Here is a 26,130-nt window from a genome sequence, read left to right as displayed (position 1 = left end):
GTTAAAACTAAAAAAAGTTGATTTTGAGTCTTTAATCTTTAGTCTTATTTCTATTGTAAATAGGTAAGTAAATAAGGGATAAGCCTCCAAAAATAATAATCATAAGTGTTTGAGACGCCCACATAATCCAACCAAAAGCATAACTAGGATCTTTTTCTATCCCGAAAATAGCAAATGCAGCAAAAACTGCTATAGGGTAAGAACCAATGCCGCCATTGGTTGCAGCTATACTAAAGCTTGCAGAAATAAACCCTATCAAAATAGCTCCAGAAGAAATGCCTTCTAAATCTTGTATGGCTAACGATGTTACGTAAAACATAAGTAAGTACATAGCCCAAATAAACAGTGTGTGAAAAATAAAAGCCCACTTTTTTTTCATTTTGAAAACGCTTAACGCACCTTCAATTAAGCCGTTTATAAAGCTCCGTGCTTTTAATGCGAACTTAGATTTGCTTTTTTTTATAAATCTGAAAAAAGCAATAATTAAGATAGTTACTGCTACTAATGCTGAAACTATTTTAACAGGATTAAATTTTTCAATAAAAAATCCATAAATGAAGTCGAATTGAAGAAATAGTGTAATAAGTATGATACTGAACATTACTAGTAAATCTGCGATACGCTCGGATACAATAGTTCCAAAACCTTTTTCAAAAGGCACCCCTTCGTAATTTGTAAGTATAGACGCCCTGGCTACTTCACCTGCTCTGGGAATGGTGTAATTTATTAAATAGGTAGCAAATACGGCCATCACACTATTTCCAAATTTAATATCGTATCCCAATGGTTCTAGCTGAAAACGCCATCTATACGCACGAGATAAATGACTCAACAAACCAAGAAAAACGCCTAGAAAAACCCAGAATTTATCTGCTTTATTCCAATATTCAAAAATTATTTCTAAAGGAACGTTTTGTAAAGAATACCAAACTAAAAAAACTCCCAGTAATAGTGGGAGTATGATTTTTAGTGTTTTTTTTATACTTTGGTTCAAACCTTTATTTTAACAGGTTAGTAGCTTCATCTGGAAAGACTAAAGATGGTTTAAAAACTTTAGCTTCTTCAATACCCATAAAAGCATAAGTAATTAATATTAAAGTATCGCCCACCGAAACTTTTCTGGCGGCAGCACCATTTAGTGTAATTTCACCAGTATTTCTAGGTCCCGGAATACAATAGGTTTCTAAACGTTCGCCATTGTCGTTATTTACAATTTGAACTTTTTCACCTTGTATTATATTGGCTGCTTCCATTAAATCTTCATCAATAGTAATACTACCTATGTAGTTTAGTTCTGCACCGGTACATTTTACTCTGTGAATTTTAGATTTTACTACTTGTATTTGCATGTGGCAAAGATAATTAATTTAGAGCGATATTGTCAATGAGTCTAACATCATCAGCATACACGGCAATAAAAGCTCTGTATTTTTTGTTTTTTGTTTTACGTTTTACTGTTTTTAAAGTAGAAGTATCAGCAATAATGAAGTATTCTAGCTTTAATAAGTCATGTGTTAAAAACTGTTTTTCAACCCATTTTGATACTTCTTGCGCACTTTTTGTGCCAAAATACTCTTTGGCAGTTGTTAATATTTTATAAATAAAAGAGGCTGCTGCTTTATAGTCTGGTTTTAGTCGGGTATTGCGCGAACTCATTGCTAAGCCAGATACTTCTCTATATATAGGGCATGGTACAATAATGACAGGGATGCGATGTTTTTCGACTAACTTTTTTATAATAGCTAATTGTTGAAAATCTTTTTCGCCAAAATAAGCTTTATTAGGTTTTATAATGTCGAATAAGCGCTTTACAATGGTGCCCACACCATCAAAATGGCCGGTTCTAAACTTGCCTTCCATTTGAAGCTCTAAACCATCAAAATCAAAAGTTTCAGACATGATATTTCCTTCGTAAATATCATTAACAGAAGGGGCATAAACCAAGATATTTTCTTTACTAACAGTTTTAAGCAATTCAACATCACGCTCTAAGGTTCTGGGGTATTTTATTAAATCTTCTTTATTGTCAAATTGCGTTGGGTTAACAAAAATACTAACTACAACCTTATCATTGCTTTTAAGTGCTTTTTTAACCAAAGCTAAGTGGCCTTTATGCAATGCACCCATGGTAGGGACCAGTCCTAAAGTTTGCTTTTTTTCTTTAAAAGCATTAATTGTAGCTACAAATTGTTGTTTTTCTGTGTAAACCTTCACTTTTTAATATAAAATTAACGGGTGCAAACTTAAGATTTTACAACCAATCTGCATAAATTTTTGTACTTTTGCGTGTTTTTTATTTCGATTTTCCGAAAGAAACACATTTATACGACGGGTATTTTGAAATTTCTTACAAAATAAATGATTAATGGTTGGTTGTATAAAAACTATAAAAAGCAATAAATACTAACACATGAAACTTCCTTAACGAGATTTCGATACTCGATGAAATGATTGTATGGAAGCAACATGTGACCGAAATAAAACAATAAATAAAGACACATGAAAGATAAGAGGATATTATATGTATCATCTGAAGTAGTACCCTATTTACCAGAAACTGAAATTTCTTCAATGTCTTTTGAAGCACCAAGATTGGTAAATCAACAAGGTGGCCAAATTAGAATTTTCATGCCTAGATACGGCAATATAAACGAACGCAGGCACCAATTACATGAAGTTATTAGGCTATCTGGGATAAATTTAGTGATAAATGATTTGGATATGCCTCTTATTATTAAGGTAGCATCTATTCCAAAAGAGCGTATTCAGGTTTATTTTATTGATAATGATGAATACTTTAAAAGAAAAGCAACCTTAACAGATGAAGATGGTAATTTATTTGGCGATAACGACGAGCGGGCTATTTTTTTTGCGAAAGGCGTTATTGAAACGGTTAAGAAATTAAATTGGTCGCCAGATATTATTCACGTTCATGGGTGGTTAGCCTCCTTATTACCAATTTACCTTAAAGAATACTATAAAGACGAGCCTTTGTTTACCGATAGTAAAATAGTTACTTCAGTATACAATCAAAGTTTTAACAATACGTTAAACAATGATATGTTTAATAAAGTTAAATTTGACAATCTTAATGAAGATGCTATTAAAGTTCTTGAAGAACCGTCGTATGTTAACTTAATGAAAATTGCTATTGATTATTCTGATGCTTTAATAGTAGGGTCGGAAAATATTCCAAAAGATTTAGAAACCTATTTAAAAGCGTCAAATAAGCCCGTTTTAGAATACAAAAGTAAAGATGAATTTGGTGAAGCCTACAAAACATTTTTTAATACCAGCGTTTTAAGCTAACCTATTTACATTCATTTCAATATATATGAAGAAGACCATTAAAGCCCTTAAATTACCTGTAGTTTTTATATTTATTTTTTCATCTTTTATTGCTTGCGATAAAGATTTTTCGGTTCTTGAAAGCGATGTGTTGGGAGATAAGAATTTAAATTTTGAAACCGACACCACAAGCTTTCAAATAGCAGCTTACAACAAAATACTCGATTCCGTGCAAATTAACGGTTTGTCTTCAAACCTATTGGGTGTTTATAACGACCCAGCGTATGGACAAACTATAGCCAGTATTATAACACAAATAACACCAACTACAAATAGTCCAGATTTTGGTGATAATCCTGTTATTGATTCTGTTATTTTAACCATCCCGTATTTTAATAGAATTACAGGAGCGGATAACGATGGCAATGCCACTTACACCATTCTAGACTCTTTATACGGCAAAAAACCGAATGAAGATATCAAGCCTTTTAAATTAACTATTTATCAAAATAATTATTTCTTAAGAGATTTCGATCCAAGCGGAAGTTTAGACCAAAAACAAAATTATTATTCAAAAGCAAACCGCAGTATCAACGCAACCGATAATTTTGCTTTAAATGGTACATCTGTAATAAATTTTGATGAACAAAAAGGAGCTATAATGTTTGAAAACACTATTACTCCTAGTAGCAACCCAACTAAAACTATTACAAATAAAGGAACAGCTGATGCCGTTACAACACTGTCTGTGCCTGCTTTAAGAAAAAATTTAGATATTGCTTTTTGGAAAGCAGCTATATTAGATAAAGAAGGTGATGCTGTATTAAGTAGTGCCAGTAATTTTAAAAATTATTTTAGAGGTTTATACTTTAAAGCAGAAGCTGTTAGCGGTAATGGAAGTATGGTTTTGTTAAATTTAGCGTCTACCAATGCTAATATTACTATTTATTATTCAAAAGATTCCACCGTGGCTAATGAAAGAACCCAAGCCTCCTATGTTTTAAGATTTACCGGTAATATTCTAAATACTTTTATTAATGATTACAGTTCTGTACCATTACAAGACGGTAATCAAATTACAGGTGATGAAAAGCTGTATTTAAAAGGTGCCGAAGGCTCAATGGCTGTTGTAGATTTGTTTAGTGGAGACAATGCTTTAAAAGAATTTTTAGATACATACAGAACGCCTCTTGGGAACGGCGACTATAAGAAAGACAGTAACGGTAACTATATTTTAAAACGCCTAATAAACGATGCTCAATTAATTGTTTTTGAAGATGAAACACTTCAAGATGGTGGTATTGCTGATTTGCATAAATACGACAGACTTTATGCCTACGACATAGAAAACAATATACAGCTTATTGATTACGACTATGATCCTACATTAAGTAGCACCGACCCTTATAATTCAGCATTTTTTCATTTAGGACAACGTAAAAAAAACGATGCAGGTATTTCAAAATATAAAATTCATTTAACCGAGCATTTAAATAATATTTTGCTTAGGGATTCTACCAATACAAAAATTGGTTTGGTGTTATCTAGTAATGTTAACCAAATCAATAGTGCTAAAATTTTAAATAGTGTAGATGAGGTAACATCAATACCTGCTACATCTATAATAACACCAAGAGGGACTATTTTGCATGGAACTAGCTCAACAGTTCCTAATAATAGAAAAATGAAATTAAAGATATTTTTTACGGAGCCTAAATAATTTACCCTTATAATGAAGTTGTTTCTTACTAAAGAAAAATGAACTTCATCGTATAAAATAAGGACTTCATATAATAATTATCATTCATTAGTATTTATTTTACATATTTGCTTTGAATTAAAACCCCAAAATCAAAAAAAAATAAATTATGTGTGGAATTGTAGGATATATAGGAACTAGAGAGGCTTATCCAATTATAATTGAAGGACTTAAGCGATTAGAGTATCGCGGTTACGATAGTGCAGGTATTGCCCTTTTTGATGGTACAGACCTTAAAGTTTCTAAAACAAAAGGGAAAGTTTCAGATTTAGAAGAACGTGCCCAAAAGGAAATAACCAAACACGGTAATATAGGAATTGGTCATACACGATGGGCAACCCACGGTGTTCCAAATGATGTTAATTCACACCCGCATCTTTCTAATTCTGGCGATTTAGTTATTATTCACAATGGTATTATTGAAAATTATGAGTCTTTAAAGCAAGAATTAATTTCAAGAGGGTTTACATTTAAATCAGATACTGATACCGAAGTTTTAATAAATTTAATTGAAGATGTAAAAAACCAAGAAAACGTAAAGCTTGGGAAAGCGGTTCAAATTGCATTAAATCAAGTAGTTGGAGCTTATGCTATTGCTGTTTTTGATAAAACAAAGCCAGAAGAAATTGTTATTGCCCGCTTAGGTAGTCCGCTAGCAGTTGGTGTTGGTGAAGATGAATTTTTTATTGCAAGTGACGCCTCTCCTTTTTTAGAATATACCAAAAATGCTATTTATTTAGAAGATGAAGAAATGGCAATTATAAGATTCCATAAAGGCATTAAAGTTAGGAAAATTAAAGATGATTCTATAGTACCTGCTTATGTTCAAGAACTTCAAATGAATTTGGAGCAAATTGAAAAAGGTGGTTATGAACATTTTATGCTAAAGGAAATACATGAGCAGCCAAAAGCTATTACCGATACTTACAGAGGGCGACTTTTAAGAAACGAAGCTATTATAAAAATGGCTGGTGTTGAAGATAATATGAAAAGATTCCTCAATGCCAATCGCATCATAATAGTAGCTTGTGGCACCTCATGGCACGCAGGTTTAGTAGCCGAGTATATTTTTGAAGATTTAGCAAGAATACCTGTTGAAGTAGAATATGCTTCAGAGTTTAGGTATAGAAACCCAGTAATAGGAGAAAATGATGTTGTAATTGCAATTTCACAATCTGGAGAAACCGCCGATACCCTAGCAGCTATAAAGTTGGCAAAATCTAAAGGAGCCTTTGTTTTTGGTGTTTGTAATGTAGTTGGTTCATCTATTGCAAGAGAAGCTGATGCCGGAGCTTATACACATGCGGGACCAGAAATTGGTGTAGCTTCAACAAAAGCATTTACGACACAAATTACTGTTTTAACATTAATGGCATTGCGTTTAGCAAGAGCCAAAGGGACTATTAGTAGTTCGGACTTCAGACAACATTTATTAGAGTTGGAGTTGATACCGAAAAAAGTTGAGGAGGCACTTGAATCGGATGCGCATATTAAGATGATTGCAGACATTTACAAAAATTCGCGAAACTGTTTATATTTAGGTAGAGGTTTTAATTTTCCAGTAGCACTAGAAGGTGCTTTAAAATTAAAGGAAATTTCATATATCCACGCTGAAGGTTATCCAGCTGCGGAGATGAAACATGGCCCTATTGCATTAATTGACGAAAACATGCCAATTGTTGTTATCGCAACTAAAAAGGGGCATTATGAAAAAGTAGTAAGCAACATTCAGGAAATAAAATCTAGAAAGGGTAAGATTATTGGAATTGTTACCGAAGGTGACACCCAAGTTAGAGATCTTGCAGACCATGTTATTGAAGTTCCAGATACGTTGGAATCCTTATCTCCTTTATTAACTACTATTCCACTTCAGCTACTATCATACCACATAGCAGTATTATTAGGTAAAAATGTAGATCAACCTCGTAACTTGGCAAAGTCTGTTACTGTTGAATAATTAAAGCAACTTTTAAATTACGATAAAAAAAGTCATGATTAAGCCTTAATCATGACTTTTTTCGTTTATAGGGTATTTTTTTACGGATAAATCAGTGTATTGCACTTTTTTTTGTTAAATTTTACTATGCGTGCATAATTTTTTTGTACATTTATTCCTAAATATTATAGAATATTTATGTATTTATGAACTAAACCTTAAAACTAATTAATACTAAATGAAAACAATTCTCCCATTTTTTCTGTTGTTTTTTTATGGCTTTGCACATTCACAAACAACAATTTCAGGTTCTGTTGTAGATGATAATAACCAGCCCGTTCCTGGTGCAAATATTATTGTCTCAGGAACCTCTACAGGTACCGTTACAGATTTTGACGGAAACTTCCTGTTGAATTATAGTCAAAAACCACCATTTAATGTCCAGGCAAGTAGTGTTGGTTTTGAAACAATGATCATACAAGTGACCTCCAATTATCAAAAATTAAATTTTATCCTCAAAGAAGGGACCTCATTAGATGAAGTGGTTATTTCTGCTTCAAGAACCCCCGAACGCATTTTTGAGTCGCCGGTAACTGTAGAGCGTTTCGGATTAAAAGAAATCAAAAACACGGCTTCTGCCGATTTTTATGGCGGATTAGAAACCATGAAAGGCGTAGATGTAAATACAAACAGTTTAACCTTTAAATCTATTAATACAAGAGGTTTTGCTGCTTTTGGAAACAATCGATTTATGCAATTGGTTGACGGTATGGATAATTCTGCTCCAGCGCTTAATTTCCCATTAGGAAATTTACTTGGTATGACTGAAACTGATGTGCAAAATATTGAATTATTGCCAGGAGCAGCATCTGCTTTATATGGCGCAAATGCCTTTAATGGCATTTTATTCATGCAGAGTAAAAATCCATTTGACTTTCCTGGTTTAAGTGGATATGTGAAACGAGGAATTACTTCACAAGAAGCGGCTGGAAATAATGCTTACACCGATTTTGGTATTAGGGCCGCCCATAAATTCAGCAATACCTTTGCTGCAAAAGTTAATTTTGGTTACTTAAAAGGAACCGATTGGTATGCAACCGATTATAGTGACAAAAATATGCCAGGTGCTACTAGAGCTTCTAATGTTGATTATGATGGTGTTAACATATATGGCGATAATGTTAGATTTAATATAAAAGATGCGGCTTTGGGATTGGAGGCTTTAGGTAGAATACCTTTGGGAGCTAGTGCTTTAGTTCCATCTACTTTTGTTAGTAGAACAGGATATGCTGAACGCGATTTAACCGATTATAATGCAGAAAGCGTAAAAGCGGATTGGGGATTATATTTTAGACCATGGGCAGACAATTTTGAAATTGCTTATGTAGGTAAAGTAGGTACAGGGTCAACAATTTATCAAGGGGCCCAACGTTACAGAATAGACAATTTTTCTATGCAACAGCACAAATTAGAAATTAAGAACAAGAATTTCTTTTTGCGAGGTTACATTACATCAGACAAAGCAGGAGATACCTATGTTATGGATGTTGCTGGGCCAAATTTACTTGCAGCATGGAAACCTCATCAAACTTGGTTTGGAGAATATGCAGGCGCTTATGTGCAATCTAAATCTGTTGGAGCCACCGATGCACAGGCACATGCTATAAGCAGACAGTTTGCAGAAACTGGGAGATTAGAACCAGGAACTCCGGAATTCCAAAACGCATTCGACACTGTGACTAATGACACAAGTTTTTTAACTGGATCTAAAATAAAAGATAATTCTAAAATATATCATGCTGATGCCAATTACAATTTTAGTCATTTAACTGATGTTGCCGATATTCAAATTGGTGGTTCTTATAGAACATATAAATTAAATTCTTTTGGGACTATTTACGCAGACGCCGATGGCGCTATACCATATTCTGAAATTGGTGTTTATACTCAGGTACAAAAAACAATAATGGAGCATCTAAAATTGACAGGCTCTATACGCTATGATAAATCTGAATTATTTGACGGATTCTTTTCTCCAAGAATTTCTGCAGGCTACACGCTAGGTGAAAAAGAAAACCATAATATTAGAGCGTCATACCAAACAGGATTTAGAAACCCCAATACACAGGATTTATATATAGGTTTAGTAACAGGGTTAGGTACTTTAATTGGAGGTGCCAATGATATTGGTGATCGATTTGTTAGACCTTATTCAAATAGCCAATTTGCTCAAAACTTTTTAGGTCAACCAGCTACACTTAATCAAGCAGGATCTGCCGCCTATACTAATTCTATGGCAGCTTCTATTGCAACAGGTCTTGCCACTCACAATCCTAGTAATAATGGAAGTGAATTTATTGGAAACCCTAATTACGTAAAACCTGAACAGGTAACTTCTTTCGAGGTCGGCTACAGGGGAAAACTAAATAAGGTCATTTTGGACTTTAGTGCTTACTATAATACCTATAAAGATTTTATTGCGAATGAATCGGTAGTTGCAACGCATTATGGTAACAATGCCAATTTTGATTTAACAGGATTCAACCCTCAAAACCCAGCTTCGGTTGCGGGACTAAACCAAGATACACAATTAATACTTGCGGCACTTAGAAACAATGATTTTGCCAGATATCAAACCTATACAAATTCAGAAACAAATGTTAACTCTTATGGAGGGGCTATTGCCATTAACACAAAAGTACTTGGTAATTTTGATTTAGGAACAAATTATACTTATTCAAACTTTGAATTTGATAAAATAGCAAATCCTAATTTTAGACCAAGCTTTAATACCGCAGAGCATAAGGTAAAAGCTACTTTTGGACATACCGAATTATTCAAAAATTTTGGATTTAATATAGCTTGGAGATGGAGTGATACATATTTATGGGAATCAAGCTTTGGCGACGGACAAATTCCTGCATACCACGTTATTGATGCTCAAATGAATTATAGGATACCAAGTTTAAAATCATCTTTTAAAGTAGGTGCAACCAATCTTTTAGGAGATGACTACGCCACAGCCTTTGGTACTGGACTTATCGGTTCTATGTACTATTTGTCATGGACAATTAATAACTTATAAAATAATATTTAATGAATACCGGCTTATTTGCAACTACCACATTTGAAGCTATCGAAGCATTTGGTTTTAATTTACAGCTTCTGGAAATGTTTCAAAAGCAGGAGGTTGCCAAATAAATTATTGTCCATCATTAAATTAATTTAAAGAACAGTATAAACGCCTTGAAATTCAAGGCGTTTTATTATTATAAAAAAGCTTAAAAAACAACTTTCATTTTAAATTAAAAAAATTATCTTTGCACGCGGAAACTAAAAGTGTTTTCATTCAATTAAAACGCATAATATTAAACACATAAGTAATGGCTAAAGTTACAGGTAAGGTTGCACAAATAGTAGGTCCGGTTATCGATGTTGAATTCGGTGCTGGTTCTGAACTTCCAAAAATTTATGATTCATTAGAAATTAAAAGACCAGATGGTTCTTTATTAGTACTAGAAGTACAGTCTCACATTGGTGAAGATACCGTGCGTACTATTGCTATGGACTCCTCAGATGGTTTAAGCAGAGGTACTGAGGTTGTTGCAACTGGAGCGCCTATACAAATGCCTATTGGTGATGCTGTTTACGGACGTTTGTTTAATGTAATTGGTGATGCTATTGATGGTCTTGGAGATTTGCCTAAAGCTGGAGAAGCTGGGTTACCAATTCACCGTCAAGCTCCTAAATTTGAAGATTTATCAACTTCTACTGAAGTTTTATTTACAGGTATTAAAGTAATCGATTTGATTGAGCCTTATGCAAAAGGTGGTAAAATTGGTTTATTTGGTGGTGCTGGTGTAGGTAAAACAGTATTAATCCAAGAGTTGATTAACAATATAGCAAAAGGTCACGGTGGATTATCAGTATTTGCTGGTGTAGGAGAAAGAACTCGTGAAGGAAATGACCTTTTAAGAGAGATGTTAGAGTCTGGAATTATCCGTTATGGTGATGATTTCATGCATTCTATGGAAGATGGCGGATGGGATTTATCTAAAGTTGATAAAGCTAAGATGAAAGAATCTAAAGCTACTTTCGTATTCGGACAAATGAACGAGCCACCAGGAGCACGTGCACGTGTTGCTTTATCTGGTTTAACTATTGCTGAATATTTTCGTGATGGTGCTGGTGAGGGACAAGGAAAAGATGTACTTTTCTTCGTAGATAACATTTTCCGTTTTACACAAGCTGGTTCTGAGGTATCTGCACTTTTAGGTCGTATGCCTTCTGCGGTAGGTTACCAACCAACTTTAGCAACTGAGATGGGTGCGATGCAAGAGCGTATCACATCAACAAAAAGAGGTTCTATTACATCGGTACAAGCGGTTTACGTACCTGCGGATGATTTAACAGATCCTGCGCCTGCAACAACGTTTGCCCACTTAGATGCAACTACGGTATTATCTCGTAAAATTGCTGAGTTAGGTATTTATCCTGCGGTAGATCCGTTAGATTCTACTTCTAGAATTTTAACTGCCGATATTTTAGGTAAAGATCATTATGCTTGTGCTCAAAGAGTAAAAGAGTTATTACAACGTTATAAAGAATTACAAGATATTATTGCCATTCTTGGTATGGAAGAGTTGTCTGAAGAAGATAAAATGGCTGTAGGTAGAGCAAGACGTGTTCAACGTTTCTTATCTCAACCATTCCACGTAGCTGAGCAATTTACTGGTATCCCTGGTGTTTTAGTTGACATTAAAGAAACTATTAAAGGATTTAACATGATTATGGATGGTGAATTAGATCACTTACCAGAAGCAGCGTTCAACCTTAAAGGTACCATTGAAGAAGCTATGGAAGCTGGAGAAAAAATGTTAGCGGAAGCATAATTCAATTGATAATTATCAATTGACAATTATCAATTATCAATTATAAAAATTATGTATTTAGAAATTGTATCACCAGAAGCTACTTTATTTAGTTCAGAAATTGAATCTGTTGTACTTCCTGGCGTAAATGGTGAATTTCAAATTTTAAAAGACCACGCTTCTATTGTGTCGCTTTTAAAAGATGGAATCATTAAAATTCATACACAAAACGATTTAGTTTTAAATGGCCTTCACCCAGAAATATTACCAAGTAAAGGTGATGCCAAAGTATTGACCCTAAAAATCAATTCTGGAACTATTGAAATGAAAGATAATAAAGTAATTGTTTTAGTAGACTAAACACTATCTTAATTATTTATATAATATTAAACCGCTTCAATTGAGGCGGTTTTTTTATATTTTAAATTGCTACATTTGTTATTATAAATTTTAAATTATTTAATTCATGTCTGATGTTGTATTAACACTCCATTCTTATTGGGCTTATATTGTACTTTTAATTTTAATTATTGCTGTTGTAAATGCCTTAATAAAAGTATTTGGTGATAAAGAATACCAAGCTAAAGATTTTAGAATATCGTTATTTACTTTAATAGTATCACATATTCAATTATTAATTGGATTGATATTGTATTTTGTGTCTCCTAAATTTGAATTATGGAGCCAGTTAGGTGCTGAGGTTATGAAAAATTCACTTACACGATTGTATTTGGTGGAACATCCGTTAGTAAATATTATAGCTGTTGCTTTAATTACTATTGGTTATTCTAAACATAAAAAGAAGTTGACTTCAAAAGCAAAATTAAAACCAATAGCTATTTTTTATACCATTGCTTTAGTATTGTTTTTATCAAGAATTCCTTGGAGTATCTGGTTATCGTAAATAAAAAATGCGACTTTTAAAGTCGCATTTTTTATTTACGATAAAATTTTTATTCTGTATTTACTTCTTTAATTACATATATATAAACCGGAAAATGGTCGCTAAAACCATCCGTAAATCCGCTATACGAAAAGCTGCGTTTCGGATACCCTTTATAGGTGCTAGATTTATCTATTAAATAATTTTTGTTGTAAATATTAGCCTTATAATATCGAAACGACGTAAAATCTTTTTCAAGTAATGGTTTTGTTATCATTATTTGATCAAATAAACTCCAAGCATCTCTATAGGCTGTTGTGCCCAAACCATCTTTAAAGTAATTCTCATAAGGATTGTAAATACCTTTTAAGCCTACTTTGTTTTTATTCTTTTCAGTTTTTAAACCATCTTTAATACTTGGGTCTGTTGGGTTATCATTCAAATCACCCATTATAAAAATTTTGGCGTAGGGATTTATCACTTGTAGAGAATCTACCAAGCGTTTACTTAATTTGGCAGCCGCTTTTCGGTTGGGTGCACTTTTCTCATCGCCACCGCTTCTTGAAGGCCAGTGATTGACAATAATGTGGATTAAATCTCCTTCCAACTCTCCACTCACTAGCAATTGATCTCTGGTGTAAATTCGGTTTCTGGAATTTACATCATAAATTTTTAATTCATGGCTACTAGTACTAATGGGTTTAAATAATTTTTTTTGATATAATAAAGCAACATCAATCCCTCTGATGTCGGGTGACGGGTAGTGAATAATACCATAGTTTTTATCTCGCAATAGAGAATCATTTATTACATCTTCAATTACTTCGCGGTTTTCAACTTCACAGATGCCAAGTATGGCAGGCGAATTGTTTGTTACTTCCAATCCAATATCTGCCATAACACGTGCCATGTTTTTTACCTTTCTTTTATAAACTTCAGCTCTGTTTGTTTTCAATTCCATTATAGGGCTCGACTCATCAAATTTAGTTGGGTCGTTAATGGTGTCAAACAAGTTTTCTAAGTTGTAAAAAGCAATAGTATGTATTTTATACAATTTTTTTTCTTGTGCATTCATGTTCAACCAGGAACATGAAAATAGCATTAAGATTAAAAACTTTAAGGGGTTCATTTATAAATAAATTAAGGTGTAAATTATTTTCTTACAAAAGTTAGTCCAAAAATAAATATTAATTGGAAAAAAATGTAAATTAGTTTATCGAATAATATATTAAGCATCAATAAAGTAACATATTTAAATGAAGCGAATTAAAAAGTTGTTGTTTTTTATCTTCGGTATATGCACTGTTTTAATTGCATCGGCGCAACAAACCATTATTAAAGGAAGTGTAAATGATGGGGTTAATTTTCAGCCTATTGCTAATGTTATTATAACTATTGAAGAAACCAATCAATCTACTCAAACAAATACAGATGGGGCGTTTATATTTAAAGAAGATGTTCCATTGGGTGAACAAATTTTAAGAATTTCAAAAGAAGGCTTTATTACCAAAAGATTTCCAATTGTAGTAAATGAGTTTAAGATAGTCGATATTTCGGATATGACTTTGGAAGAAGACCTTTCAGAATCTCATGACTTATTTACCATTATGCTCTCGGATGATGAATTGGATGATGATATTGGGGGTATCGATAATATTTCTGGGATACTGCAATCGTCGCTCGATGTGTTTCAACGCACCGCAGCTTTCGAGTTTAGTTCGTCTTTTTTTAGAATGCGCGGGTTAGATTCCGATAACGGTTCTGTTTTAATAAATGGTATTGAGATGAACAAACTGTTTAATGGGCGACCACAATGGAGTAATTGGGGCGGACTAAACGATGTGTTTCGAAACCAAGAGCTCACTTCAGGGTTAACACCTTCAAATTATAATTTTGGTGGTGTTTTAGGTTCAACAAATATAAATACTAGAGCTTCTGATTATAGAAGCGGCGGTCGTATTACCTATTCATCGTCCAATCGAAGTTATACAAACAGATTGATGGCAAGTTATGCGTCTGGGCTATTGAAAAACGATTGGGCATTCGCTATTTCTTTGGGCAGACGCTGGGGTAACGAAGGCTATCAGGATGCCACAATTTATGAATCCAATTCTTTTTTTACTTCCGTAGAAAAAAAATTAAACGATAAACACAGTTTCAATTTTACTGGGATTTATGCACCAAACAGACGTGGAAAGTCATCACCAAATACCCAAGAAGTTTACGATTTAAAAGGGATTAAGTACAATGAATATTGGGGTTGGCAAGAAGGTAAAAAACGTAATTCTAGAATAAAAGACGTTGATGAACCTATTCTTATTTTGAGTCATTTTTGGGATGTTACAAAAAAAACATCACTAAATAATACAGTAGCTTACCAATTCGGAAAACAAGGAAATAGTCGACTCGATTATAATGGCACCGATTTAGTAAATGGATTTCCTGAAGGTGGAGGCTCTAATCCAAGCGCCACCTATTATCAAAAATTGCCCAGTTATTTTGAGCGCAATTTTCCAAACGATTTGGGTTTTGCTTATATAGCACAACAAGAGTTTTTAAATAAAGGGCAGATTAATTGGAACGATTTGTATAGTGCCAATATTAGCAATACAGTAAACGGTGGCAATGCTGTTTATGCGTTGTATGAAGATAGAGTGGATGATAAACAAGTAACGTTTAATTCTACAATGAATTCCCAAATTAATGAACATGTTTTATTTAATGGCTCTATAAATTATAAATCGTTAAAGTCTGAAAATTATGCAAAGGTACTTGATTTACTCGGAGCCACAGGATATTTAGATGTTGATGGATATGCTAATGATTTCGAGAATAATCCCGAAGCGATTCAAAACGATTTATTAAACCCAAACAGAATTGTTGGTGTAGGCGATACCTTTAAATACAATTACAATTTTAATGCAGAAGTTATTATCGGGTATGCTCAATTGCAATTCAAATACAATAAGATTGATTTTTATGTGGCAGGAAGTATAACGAGCACGAGTTCTCAACGTGAAGGTATTTATGAAAATGGCTCGTTTCCGGGAAATCAATCATTCGGAAAAGGTAAAAAAATAAACTTTCTAGGTTCTGGAGCTAAAGCAGGCACTACTTATAAAATTTCGGGTAAACATGTGTTTGATGTTAATGTGGGATATATTTCAAAAGCGCCATCTATTCAAAATACCTATTCCAATTCCAGAGAGAATCACAATATAGTCCCGAATATTTCCGAAGAAAAAATTACAAGTATAGACGCCAGTTATATTTTTAGGTCATCAATTGTAAATGCTAAACTTACAGGATATTACACCAAAATAAAAGATGCAAACGAAATCTCATTTTTCTTTGCCGATGGTATAGGTGCCATCAATGCGTTTGCTGAAAACGAGTTTAAAGAAGATGCAAATTTTGTACAAGAGATTCTACAAGGTGTTGAAAAGAAACATTTTGGTGCAGAATTGGGTATTGAGGCACAAGTTACAACTACCATTAAATTAAAAGGCGCTTTGGCTATGGGACAATTTACCTATGATAACAACCCTAATTTGTATTTGTCGTCCGAGGATTTTACCAATGTATATTTAGGAAAATCTAATTTAAAAAATTACAAATTGGCTGCTGGTCCGCATACAGCGTATTCTTTGGGTTTTGAATACCGCGATCCCGATTATTGGTGGTTTGGTGCCACGGCCAACTTTTTTAGTAATACCTATATAGATATCAGTCCGTTAACCAGAAGTTCAAATTTTAATACGGATGTTGATGGGCAGTCTTTTAATGATTATGATCAAACACTTGCTAAAGCATTATTAAAACAAGAACGTTTTGATGATTATATGGTTATAAACCTTACGGGTGGTAAATCGTGGCGTATAAAAGATAAGTATATAGGGTCGTTTGTAAGCGTAAATAATCTATTGGATGAAGTGTATAAAACGGGCGGATTTGAGCAATCCAGAAACGCCAATTTTAGAGAGTTAAGAGACGATAAAGCATTGAACAAACCTGTTTTTGGTTCAAAATACTGGTATGGCAGAGGCGCTACCTATTTTGTAAATGTGAATTATAGATTTTAAAATAACGGTAGTATGAATAACATAAGTAAATTTCTAATAGGTGTTTCAATAGCCATCAGCTTTACGGCTTGTGTACAAGATGATGACTATTCGGTTCCAGATACAACTATCAAAGAGCCTAATATTCCAGCAAGTAGCATCACCACTTTTAAAGCTATTGTAGAGCGCTATGAACAAGCCGTTAATGGTGGAAATGCCACGGTTTTAATTAGAGATGAACAAAATTTATACATTGAAGGCTATGTTGTTTCTAGTGACAAAGGCGGTAATTTTTTTGAAGAATTAATCATTCAAAACAAAATGGATGACAGTAATCCCGATAACGACCCACGATTAGGACTTAAAATAGAAATAAACGCAAGTAGTTTGTATAACACATTTGAAGTTGGTAGAAAGGTGTATGTAAAAATGAATGGCTTAACTATAGGCTTATCTAACGGTGTGATAGCTGTTGGTAAAGGAGATTCTAATAGGGTGAAACAAATTCAGGCATCCGAATATCGTAATATTATTAAAAGAGGCACCGAAGTAGTAACACTAACTCCTAAAATTGCCAATATTCAGGATTTGACTGATAAAGACGAAAATACCCTGATTCAATTAAATAATATGCAAGTGAATCGGTTTGATTTGGCTTCCACCTATGCAGGCGAAAGTACCGATGAGTTTGATGGATTTCGCATTTTAGAAAGTTGCGATAACAGAGTGTCTATTTTGATGCAAACCAGTACGTTTTCCGATTTTAAATCGCTGCCCGTTCCGCAAGGGAAAGGCACAATCCAGGGCATTTTTGGTAGAGATTTTGGTGATGATTTTAATGTGCTGATGATTAATAGTACCATAGATATTAATTTTGACAACCCGCAACGTTGCGACCCGTTAGAACTGAATTGTGGACTAGCAGCCAACTTTGGAACCACCAATCTGTTTTATGAAAATTTTGAAACTCAAGTGAATAATAGACTAATAACCGGCAACGGATGGACCAATTATATTGAAGCAGGAACCGAAGGTTGGGAAGCATTTTCTTCTACATCATCCAATGCGTCTTTAGGGCGTTCGGCAAGGGTACAAACTGCCAGCTCTGGAGATGTAAGCAATATTGCTTGGTTAATTACACCAACCATTAATTTAAATGGGAAAAATGGCGTAACGCTAAGGTTTAAAACATCCAACAGTTTAGCCGATAGTAGTTTTATGGAAGTATTGTATTCTTTAAATTGGGATGGTACACTGGCAAATATTAAATCGGCCACTTGGGGCATATTATCTGCGGCGTACGTAGTAAAAGATTCCGATTCGTTTGTGCCATGGTTTAATTCAGGTAATGTAGATTTATCCTGCGCTACCGGAACCATGCACATTGCGTTTAAATACACAGGAAGTGGGCAAGAAGCCTTTGATGGGGTTTATGAATTGGATGAGGTTAGTGTGGATTATGGGCCGTAAGATTTAGGGAATCATCATTTTTATTATATCGGAATATTTAGGTGATAATGAGTATATTTATCCACATACTAGAAGTTGTGTGCCATTTTAATGAACCAAAGAACTAACTATATACTTTTCTACATTGGAATTGCACTTTTACTAATTGGAGCATTCGGATTGACCTTTATGGCATTCTTTGTAATTATTGGATTGCCGGTTTATATAATAGGAATTATTTTAATATTGGTTGTTAAGAGAAGACTCAAAATCAAACTTTTTTGGATTTTAGGAACTATAGTATCAATAATAATATTTTGGCCAATTTGGACAAAAATTAATACGATAGAACCAGAAACCTATTTAATTTCAGAAAATTACACTGGAAAAGTTAAAATAATTTATGGACTGGATTGTGGGATAGAACCGAAAATTGAAAATGGAAGAAAGATTTTGGAAATTCCTAATGATGGAATTCTCTTTGTAAAATACAAATTTGAAAGCGGTATAATTGATCACGAATACTATTCAGTTGACAGAAATGGCAAAAGAATAAAATTTGAACAATTCGAAAACTATAAAAACGGAACTAAAAATGTTCCCGGAATTGGATTTAGTGCTTCTGGTAATTTCCCTGGTGAAATGCCAAACGGTGGTTTTTCATCTGAATCACCTTTAACAGTTCATTTTTCGGAATTTCAAGTTTTGCGAGATACGATTTTGAAATTCGACTCAATTGTTCGCAGTAGAATTGAAAAATGTAAATAAAAACTGTACTCAATAAAAACTGAGTTGTAACCACTTCAAAAAATGAACACCTTCGACATCCTATTCTACAATATTTTTACCTATTTCAAGCCCAAATACAAACAAAAATCTATCAGCATTGCCATAGCTTATGTGTCTGTGTTGCAATGTGCGTTATTATTGCTTTTAGGCGTTTTCTTTGCAAAATTTTTTAATCAGATGAACATGACTACCATGAGTAAGGAAAAAGCATGGACGCTTTTTATTTTGGTTACAGGGTTTCTGTTTTTTAAAAACTGGATGCAGTACACTGGCAAAAGGCGTATGATGATAAATACTAAAATGAATAAAAAAACAAAACCAATGTATAATATTTGGTTGCTTTTATTGTTGCCAGTTGTTGCTTTAGGGTTAACTTTTATACTTTTTCAAGCAGTATAAACTGTTCCATGTACCTATTCGTCATTACGAAGGAGGTACGACTGAAGTAATCTTATTAATTGAAATTATTTCATTTCTTTACAGAACAACAGATGGCTTCGTGCCTCGCAATGACGTAACCATCACTTCTTAAAAATAGCATATACCGGAAAGTGGTCGCTATAACCTCCCTGGTATTTTTTACCAATATAGGTTCTAAATGGAGTCCCTTTAAACTTGCCTTTAAAAAGTTTTAAAAAGTCTTCGTCAAAAATATTGGCAGTGTCAAATTCAAACTTATTTGGCGTACTTTCAAAAAAGTTAGTGGAGACTATAATTTGGTCAAATAAATTCCACTGGCGGTTGTGCATGGTGGTGCCTCTGCTAAAAGAACGCAACGTATTCATAGGGTTGAAAAGGTTTGCTACTTCAACTAAATTTTTAATACTCTTGCTAGAAGGGTCGTCGTTAAAATCACCCATAACAATAATTTTAGCCTCAGCATTTTCCAAACGTAAATTGCTAATAATTTCAGCCACTTTATTTGATGAAGCCATACGTTTGGGCTCGGTTTCTTTTTCGCCTTCGCGTCTAGAAGACCAATGGTTTACAATTACATGAATAGTTTCACCATCTAATAAGCCAGAAACCAATAAAATATCTCTGGTATAATCAGGCATGCCTTGTTCATCAATTAAATGTATTCTAAAAACCTCCGAATGTGTAACATCAAAAGCAGCGGTGTCATAAATTAAAGCCACATCAATGCCACGTTCATCTAAAGAATCATAATGCACATAGTTGTAATGGCAGGTTTCTAAATGCTTATAGTTTATTAAATCTTGAATTGCTTTGGCATTTTCAACTTCTGCTAATCCTACAATGGCAGGGTGTTTGCCCGTTTCTTTTTTACCAATGTTAGAAATGGCAAAGCTTAATTTACGAAGCTTATTGTCATAGCGTTTAGGCGTCCATTTTTTAACATTAATGGGTAAAAAATCATTATCATTTGTTCGCGAATCATCATAAATATCGAATAAGTTTTCAAGATTATAAAAAGCGACGGTTTGTAAATCGTGTCTAATAGGGATATCTTCAAGAAAGTCGGTCATAAGTCAAAATAAACACTAAAAATATAAAAATTAAAGTGGATGCATTTATGTAACTTTGCATATTACGATTATTTTATGTTAGAAAAGAAAGATATTACTTTAGAAAAAGCCGTTTTAATAGGGGTTATTACAAAGGAACAAGACGAAGTTAAATCTCGTGAATATTTAGATGAGTTAGAGTTTTTAACCTACACAGCAGGTGGCGAGGTAGTGAAACGTTTTACCCAAAAAATGGAAAGACCAGACCCTAGAACATTTATTGGAACTGGTAAAATAGAAGATGTACGTAAGTATATTGAAGAACATGAAGTGGGTACAGCTATTTTTGATGATGAATTATCATCTGCCCAAGAACGCAACATCAGCAAAATTTTAAATTGTAAAGTATTAGATAGAACCAATTTAATACTCGATATTTTTGCGCAACGTGCCCAAACCAGTTATGCTAGAACGCAAGTGGAGTTGGCACAATGCGAATATTTATTGCCTCGATTAAGAGGTATGTGGACGCATCTTGAGCGTCAAAAAGGTGGTATTGGTATGCGTGGTCCTGGTGAAACAGAGATTGAAACTGATAGACGTATTGTTCGCGATAAAATTTCGTTACTTAAAGAGAAGTTAAAAACCATCGATAGGCAAATGTCTGTACAACGTGGTAATCGTGGTGCTATGGTTCGTGTGGCTTTGGTTGGTTATACTAATGTTGGGAAATCGACGTTAATGAATGTAATAAGTAAAAGCGATGTGTTTGCCGAAAATAAATTGTTTGCAACTTTAGATACGACCGTTAGAAAAGTGGTGATTCAAAATTTACCATTTTTATTAAGTGATACGGTTGGATTCATTAGAAAATTACCAACCCAATTAGTTGAAAGTTTTAAGGGGACGCTTGATGAGGTTAGAGAAGCCGATTTATTATTGCATGTAGTTGATATTTCGCACCCTAATTTTGAAGAACACATCGAGTCTGTAAATAAGATTTTAGGTGAAATTAAAAGTGCCGATAAGCCTATTATTATGGTGTTTAATAAAATTGATGCCTATAAGCCAGAACCATTAGATGCCGATGATTTAGAAACTGAAAGAACTTCAAAACACAACACGCTAAGTGAATGGAAAAGCACTTGGATGAGTAAAGTTGGACGAAATAATGCGTTGTTTATTTCAGCAATAAATAAAGAGAATTTAGAAGATTTTAAAAAGCGGGTTTACGATGAGGTTCGTGAAATTCATATCACCCGTTTTCCTTATAATAAATTTTTGTACCCCGACTACGAGGACATGAAATAGCAAGTGCTGATAATATGAAGCTGATTAAAAGCATACTTAAAAAGAAATTGATAAAGTGGTTGCTAATCGTTTTTGCTTCAATTATTTTATTCTTTTTAGCACTTTATATTAGTATTTATTTAGGTTTTTTTGGTAAAGTACCAACTGCCGCAGAGCTAAGTTCCATAAAACAAGAAGAAGCGACTCAGGTTCTAGACAAAGATGGGCAATTAATAGGCAAATATTATATTTATGATAGACAGCCTTTGCAGTTTGAAGATTTTCCTAAACACCTCATTGATGCTTTAGTAGCAACTGAAGATATTCGTTTTTTTGAACATGATGGTATCGACAATGTTAGTTTGATGCGTGTGTTTGTAAAAAGTATTCTTCTACGTGATAAATCTGCTGGTGGAGGAAGCACCATAACGCTTCAACTAGCAAAGAATTTATATGGCAGAAGTAATTATAGGTTCTTTAGCATGGTGATAAATAAATTCCGAGAATCAATTATTGCGAAACGAATTGAGTCAATTTATTCAAAGGAAGACATTCTTACTATGTATTTTAATACGGTCCCATTTTCTGATAACACTTACGGGGTTGAAAGTGCTGCGCGTAAATTTTTTAATAAACCTGCCATTCAGCTTACTGAAGTAGAAGCTGCAACTTTAATAGGTACGTTAAAAGCAAACAATTATTATAATCCTAGATTGTATCCTGAAAGAAGTTTAGAAAGGCGTAATGTAGTGCTCAATCAAATGGTCAAATATGGCAACATACCTCAAGATTCTGCTAATTTTTATGTTAATCAAGCATTGGGATTAGATTATAAATCATTCAATCATGATGTAGGCATAGCACCTTATTTTAGAGAACAAGTTAAAAAAGAGTTGGCAGCTATATTGGATACTATTAAAAATCCAAATGGAGAACCTTATGATTTGTACCGTGATGGACTCATAGTACATACTACGCTAGATGTTGGGATGCAACAATTGGCAGAAGATGCAGTGAAAGAACATTTAACGGTTTTGCAAAAAGACTTTGAGATTTCTTACGGTAAATATGCGCCGTGGAAAACCAATAAAAAAGTTATTGAAACATCTTTTAAAGTACTTCCGAAGTATAAGTCATATAAAAAAGCAGGTTTAACCAACGCTCAAATACAAGATTCCCTTTCTGTTAAGCATAAGATAGAATTGTTTGAATGGAAAGGAGATACCATTAAAAACATGAGTGTTTTGGATAGTTTGCAACATTATCTAAAGTTTTTAAATACAGGTATGTTAGGCATCGACCCTAAAACGGGTGCCATAAGAACTTATATTGGAGGAATTGATTATCGTTATTTTAAGTACGACCACGTATCACAAAGTGAAAGACAAGTTGGGTCAACATTTAAACCTTTTGTTTATACCGCAGCTATTGAAAATGGCATGAAACCTTGCACGTATTTTTCCTTAGCAGAAGTAACTTATAGTAATTATGATGATTGGACACCGACTAATTCTGGCACAGAGAGTGAAGACCCGTATATCAATTATAATCTTGAAATGGCTTTGAGCAATTCAGTAAACACCATTGCTGTGAAAGTGTTAAATGAAGTGGGAATTGATAAGGTTTTAGAGCAGGCAAATAAAATGGGAATAAAAAAAGAATTACCAAAATTGCCTTCTATAGCTTTAGGGGTTACAGAGATTAATTTAAAAGAACTCACAGGTGCTTATGCCAGTTATGTAAATAAAAGTAAGTCTGTTAAACCTTTTTGCATTACGAAAATAACCGATAGGAATGGTAAGGTTATAGCGTCGTTTAAACCAAAGGAATCAGAGCCTGCTTTTAATGATTATACAAGGCAAGTGATGCTTGAAATGATGAAATCGACGGTTAACCAAGGAACTGCAGCAAGATTAAGAACCACATACAATTTAACTAACGATATTGCAGGAAAAACAGGAACAACGCAAAATAACAAAGACGGTTGGTTTGTAGGCATTACTCCGAATTTAGTAATGCTTACTTGGGTAGGCAATGATAATCACAGCATAGGTTTTAAGACCACAGGAATTGGTCAGGGTGCCAATTCTGCATTGCCAATTTTCGCAAAATTTTATAAGAAATTAAATGCTGATGATAGATATAACAACATTACAAAAAGTCATTTTGAAATGCCTTCAGATGAAGTTGTTTCTGATTTAAACTGCGAAGAATCCAAACGAGATGGCTTTTTTAAAAGGCTTTTTACTAGGAAGAAGAAGCAACGGAAATTTAAAGGCAGTTAAAAATAATTAATAAAAATGCACATCTCTTGATGTGCATTTTTATTATATAAAGATTGGTTTTTTAAAATTTATAACTCAAACCTATGGTGTAATACGATTGTAAATCGTTATTTACATCATCAAAACCTGTCGCACTAGGGGGTGTTTGGGCTAATGCATAATTAAGTGCTTCTTGTTTATTGCTTCTTAAGCCAAAATCAAAACCAACACCAATCATCTTCCAAAGTGTGTAGCTAAACGAATTACTCCAAGTCCAGTTAGAGTAGTCGCCACTTTTGTAACTTTGGAACATAGATAAGTTTGTTTTAAAGTTTATAGCACCAATTTGTCTTGTATAATCAGTTACAATTTTAGAACCAAGAGATGATTCAAAAACAGTATCACCATCGCTAAATACAAAGTTGTAGTTTAATGGGTGAATTACAACAATTAAATTATCAATAGGTGTCCAAGTAGCACCAACACCTAAATCTAAATAACCTGGGTCGTTAAAGTTGTCTAAAAGCGTCGTTCTGTATTCCATCAATCCCGAAGCAGCTAATGTTTTTGTAATGTTTCTTCCGTATAACGATGACATATTAAAAACATCTGTGGTTGGTTTGAAGCTATCATCATCCGCAGGATTGTCTTTATTATTCAATTTAACCCAATTTAAATTGGTAGTTAAGGCATTTCTCCAAAAGAATTTTTCTTGAATCAAGTTAGCGTGACCATTAAGAGTGAATCCAATGTTACCAGACGAGTTGTTTGGTGCACCTTGGGCATACCATTTACTAAAGTTTGATAAACTACCACCAATAGTACCAAAAGCCCCAACTCTCCAACCTGATAAAGCATCTATTTTGGCTTGTAAAGCATTTGCTTCGCCTTGTAAAGCATTTGCAGCAGCTTGTTTTTCGGATTTTTGAGCTTCAAGTTCTTCTTTTGTTTGTGCGTTTACGGTTGCAATACCGATGCACAATGCTAAAAATAAAAGTGTTTTTTTCATTTATGAAGTGTTTGTGAGGTAGGTTTAAATATAATTTTTAATTTAGTAATTCACAAGAAATATCATAAAATCAACACATGTTAAGGCATAGGTTGTGTTGAAATGTCACAAAAATATTATTTGTTTTTGAAAAGAGGAACAGAAGAACATGCTTCCCCATACATGATAGATTTGGCAATAGGTTTTAGCTTATTTGCTAACATGATGTAAGCATTTTGAGGAACAGGTTTTTTTGAACAGCCTTTGATGATAGTTGGGGTGTTTTTATATTCCGAAACATCAAGATTTCCAATTACATCTTGATAAATGGATGTTTCTAAAGCTTCCAGATTCCCAATAATAACCTTTTTAGCATAAGGCTCTAAATGAATACTAATAAGCATAAATGCCCAACCTGGAACAATAGCATCTGTACTGCAAGTTAAAGCTATATAGCTATCTTGATATTCCGACCAGTCAAATTCAGATACTTGATTTCTAAAATCTTTTTCACGTAAAACCAAGCCTTCCCAAAGCCAATCTTTTATATCAAAAAGAACTCTCTGGCCTTTTGGATAATAATCCTCAAGGTTAATAGTTGCTAATTTGCTATTCGCTACGCGATTTATTATTTCGTCTGACATATTATTGAGACCTTTTGACTGAGCTCAAGGTGATATTTAGGTTTTAAATTAACTTTACTGTATACTGTAACTGTAAACTATTTTACAGCATTCCCAATTCCAACTTAGCTTCCTCACTCATTAAATCTTGTGTCCAAGGAGGGTCGAACGTAATTTCTACTTCAGCAGATTTCACATCGTTTAATGATTTTACTTTTTCTTCAACCTCCAATGGCAATGTTTCTGCTACTGGGCAGTTTGGTGTTGTTAAGGTCATTAATATTTTAACATCGTAATCTTCATTTACAAAAACATCATAAATCAAACCTAATTCATAAATATCTACAGGTATTTCTGGATCGTAAATGGTTTTTAGTACGTTTACTATTTTTTCACCTAATTCAGTGGTATCTATTGCTTCGCTCATTTTTTTAATGTTTATGTGTTTATTTGTTGAGAC

At 33.6% G+C, this 26,130-nt stretch carries 21 protein-coding genes; 13 read left to right on the top strand and 8 right to left on the bottom strand.

The features are described 5' to 3' along the window. Positions 1-31 precede the first annotated feature (31 nt). From VP395_RS06760 to panC, 3 genes are read right to left on the bottom strand one after another with little or no spacing between them, the layout of a single operon-like run. Positions 32-994 carry a lysylphosphatidylglycerol synthase transmembrane domain-containing protein gene (locus VP395_RS06760; protein ID WP_346240995.1) on the bottom strand — a complete coding sequence of 321 codons (963 nt, stop codon included), beginning with the start codon at positions 992-994 and terminating at the stop codon, positions 32-34. 4 nt (positions 995-998) lie between these two features. Further along, positions 999-1,349: an aspartate 1-decarboxylase gene (gene panD, locus VP395_RS06755; RefSeq protein ID WP_346240994.1), complete on the bottom strand. Its 351-nt coding sequence runs from the start codon at positions 1,347-1,349 to the stop codon at positions 999-1,001. Between the two features lie 13 nt (positions 1,350-1,362). Further along, a complete protein-coding gene (gene panC / locus VP395_RS06750; RefSeq protein ID WP_346240993.1) occupies positions 1,363-2,214 on the bottom strand; it encodes a pantoate--beta-alanine ligase in 852 nt (283 codons plus the stop codon). 285 nt (positions 2,215-2,499) lie between these two features. Here panC and VP395_RS06745 point away from each other — a divergent pair, with 285 nt between their 5' ends. The 7 genes from VP395_RS06745 (at position 2,500) to VP395_RS06715 (ending at position 12,758) form a co-directional block, all read left to right on the top strand. Further along, positions 2,500-3,309 (top strand): glycogen/starch synthase, encoded by an 810-nt coding sequence (locus tag VP395_RS06745; protein WP_346240992.1) that lies wholly within the window; start codon positions 2,500-2,502, stop codon positions 3,307-3,309. Positions 3,310-3,334: 25 nt separating this feature from the next. Further along, positions 3,335-5,008, top strand: a complete 1,674-nt coding sequence (gene bamH, locus VP395_RS06740; protein WP_346240991.1) for a BamH family beta-barrel-assembly machinery protein — start codon at positions 3,335-3,337, stop codon at positions 5,006-5,008. A 148-nt stretch (positions 5,009-5,156) separates the two neighbouring features. Beyond that, a complete protein-coding gene (gene glmS, locus VP395_RS06735; RefSeq protein ID WP_346240990.1) occupies positions 5,157-7,004 on the top strand; it encodes a glutamine--fructose-6-phosphate transaminase (isomerizing) in 1,848 nt (615 codons plus the stop codon). 217 nt (positions 7,005-7,221) lie between these two features. After that, positions 7,222-10,068, top strand: a complete 2,847-nt coding sequence (locus tag VP395_RS06730; protein WP_346240989.1) for a TonB-dependent receptor — start codon at positions 7,222-7,224, stop codon at positions 10,066-10,068. A 298-nt stretch (positions 10,069-10,366) separates the two neighbouring features. Further along, positions 10,367-11,875 (top strand): F0F1 ATP synthase subunit beta, encoded by a 1,509-nt coding sequence (gene atpD / locus VP395_RS06725; RefSeq protein WP_346240988.1) that lies wholly within the window; start codon positions 10,367-10,369, stop codon positions 11,873-11,875. Between the two features lie 51 nt (positions 11,876-11,926). Continuing rightward, positions 11,927-12,214, top strand: a complete 288-nt coding sequence (locus VP395_RS06720) for a F0F1 ATP synthase subunit delta/epsilon (RefSeq protein ID WP_346240987.1) — start codon at positions 11,927-11,929, stop codon at positions 12,212-12,214. 106 nt (positions 12,215-12,320) lie between these two features. Beyond that, positions 12,321-12,758, top strand: a complete 438-nt coding sequence (locus VP395_RS06715; RefSeq protein WP_346240986.1) for a hypothetical protein — start codon at positions 12,321-12,323, stop codon at positions 12,756-12,758. Between the two features lie 49 nt (positions 12,759-12,807). Here VP395_RS06715 and VP395_RS06710 read toward each other — a convergent pair whose 3' ends face one another. Further along, positions 12,808-13,812, bottom strand: a complete 1,005-nt coding sequence (locus VP395_RS06710) for an endonuclease/exonuclease/phosphatase family protein (RefSeq protein ID WP_346240985.1) — start codon at positions 13,810-13,812, stop codon at positions 12,808-12,810. A gap of 181 nt (positions 13,813-13,993) precedes the next feature. Between VP395_RS06710 and VP395_RS06705 the strand changes: the two genes are divergently transcribed. From VP395_RS06705 to VP395_RS06690, 4 genes are all read left to right on the top strand, one after another. After that, on the top strand, positions 13,994-16,819 hold the full coding sequence (locus tag VP395_RS06705) for a carboxypeptidase-like regulatory domain-containing protein (protein ID WP_346240984.1): 2,826 nt from the start codon (positions 13,994-13,996) through the stop codon (positions 16,817-16,819). A gap of 12 nt (positions 16,820-16,831) precedes the next feature. Next, positions 16,832-18,268 carry a DUF5689 domain-containing protein gene (locus VP395_RS06700; RefSeq protein WP_346240983.1) on the top strand — a complete coding sequence of 479 codons (1,437 nt, stop codon included), beginning with the start codon at positions 16,832-16,834 and terminating at the stop codon, positions 18,266-18,268. Positions 18,269-18,358: 90 nt separating this feature from the next. Then, the gene (locus tag VP395_RS06695; RefSeq protein ID WP_346240981.1) at positions 18,359-19,015 is read left to right on the top strand and encodes a DUF6843 domain-containing protein; all 657 of its coding nucleotides are present in this window, start codon (positions 18,359-18,361) and stop codon (positions 19,013-19,015) included. Positions 19,016-19,057: 42 nt separating this feature from the next. Then, the gene (locus VP395_RS06690) at positions 19,058-19,435 is read left to right on the top strand and encodes a hypothetical protein (protein WP_346240980.1); all 378 of its coding nucleotides are present in this window, start codon (positions 19,058-19,060) and stop codon (positions 19,433-19,435) included. A 122-nt stretch (positions 19,436-19,557) separates the two neighbouring features. Here the strand turns inward: VP395_RS06690 and VP395_RS06685 are convergent, their stop codons facing one another. Beyond that, entirely contained in the window at positions 19,558-20,526 is a 969-nt protein-coding gene (locus VP395_RS06685) for an endonuclease/exonuclease/phosphatase family protein (RefSeq protein ID WP_346240979.1), read from the bottom strand. Positions 20,527-20,601: 75 nt separating this feature from the next. On the opposite strand from VP395_RS06685, the gene hflX reads away from it, so the two are divergent. Continuing rightward, complete coding sequence (gene hflX / locus VP395_RS06680; protein WP_346241014.1) at positions 20,602-21,816, top strand: GTPase HflX; 1,215 nt, start codon at positions 20,602-20,604, stop codon at positions 21,814-21,816. 14 nt (positions 21,817-21,830) lie between these two features. Beyond that, entirely contained in the window at positions 21,831-24,080 is a 2,250-nt protein-coding gene (locus VP395_RS06675; RefSeq protein ID WP_346240978.1) for a transglycosylase domain-containing protein, read from the top strand. Between the two features lie 61 nt (positions 24,081-24,141). Here VP395_RS06675 and VP395_RS06670 read toward each other — a convergent pair whose 3' ends face one another. The 3 genes from VP395_RS06670 to VP395_RS06660 all read right to left on the bottom strand — a co-directional run bounded on the left by VP395_RS06670 (position 24,142) and on the right by VP395_RS06660 (position 26,097). Continuing rightward, a complete protein-coding gene (locus VP395_RS06670) occupies positions 24,142-25,068 on the bottom strand; it encodes a DUF3078 domain-containing protein (RefSeq protein ID WP_346240977.1) in 927 nt (308 codons plus the stop codon). 116 nt (positions 25,069-25,184) lie between these two features. After that, entirely contained in the window at positions 25,185-25,691 is a 507-nt protein-coding gene (locus VP395_RS06665; RefSeq protein WP_346240976.1) for a DUF2480 family protein, read from the bottom strand. Between the two features lie 82 nt (positions 25,692-25,773). Continuing rightward, positions 25,774-26,097 (bottom strand): SUF system Fe-S cluster assembly protein, encoded by a 324-nt coding sequence (locus VP395_RS06660; RefSeq protein WP_346240975.1) that lies wholly within the window; start codon positions 26,095-26,097, stop codon positions 25,774-25,776. Positions 26,098-26,130: the final 33 nt, after the last annotated feature.

It is taken from the genome of Mariniflexile soesokkakense (assembly GCF_039650365.1).
GTDB classification, from domain to species: Bacteria; Bacteroidota; Bacteroidia; order Flavobacteriales; family Flavobacteriaceae; genus Mariniflexile; species Mariniflexile soesokkakense.
This window is presented reverse-complemented; position numbering and strand designations above follow the sequence as displayed.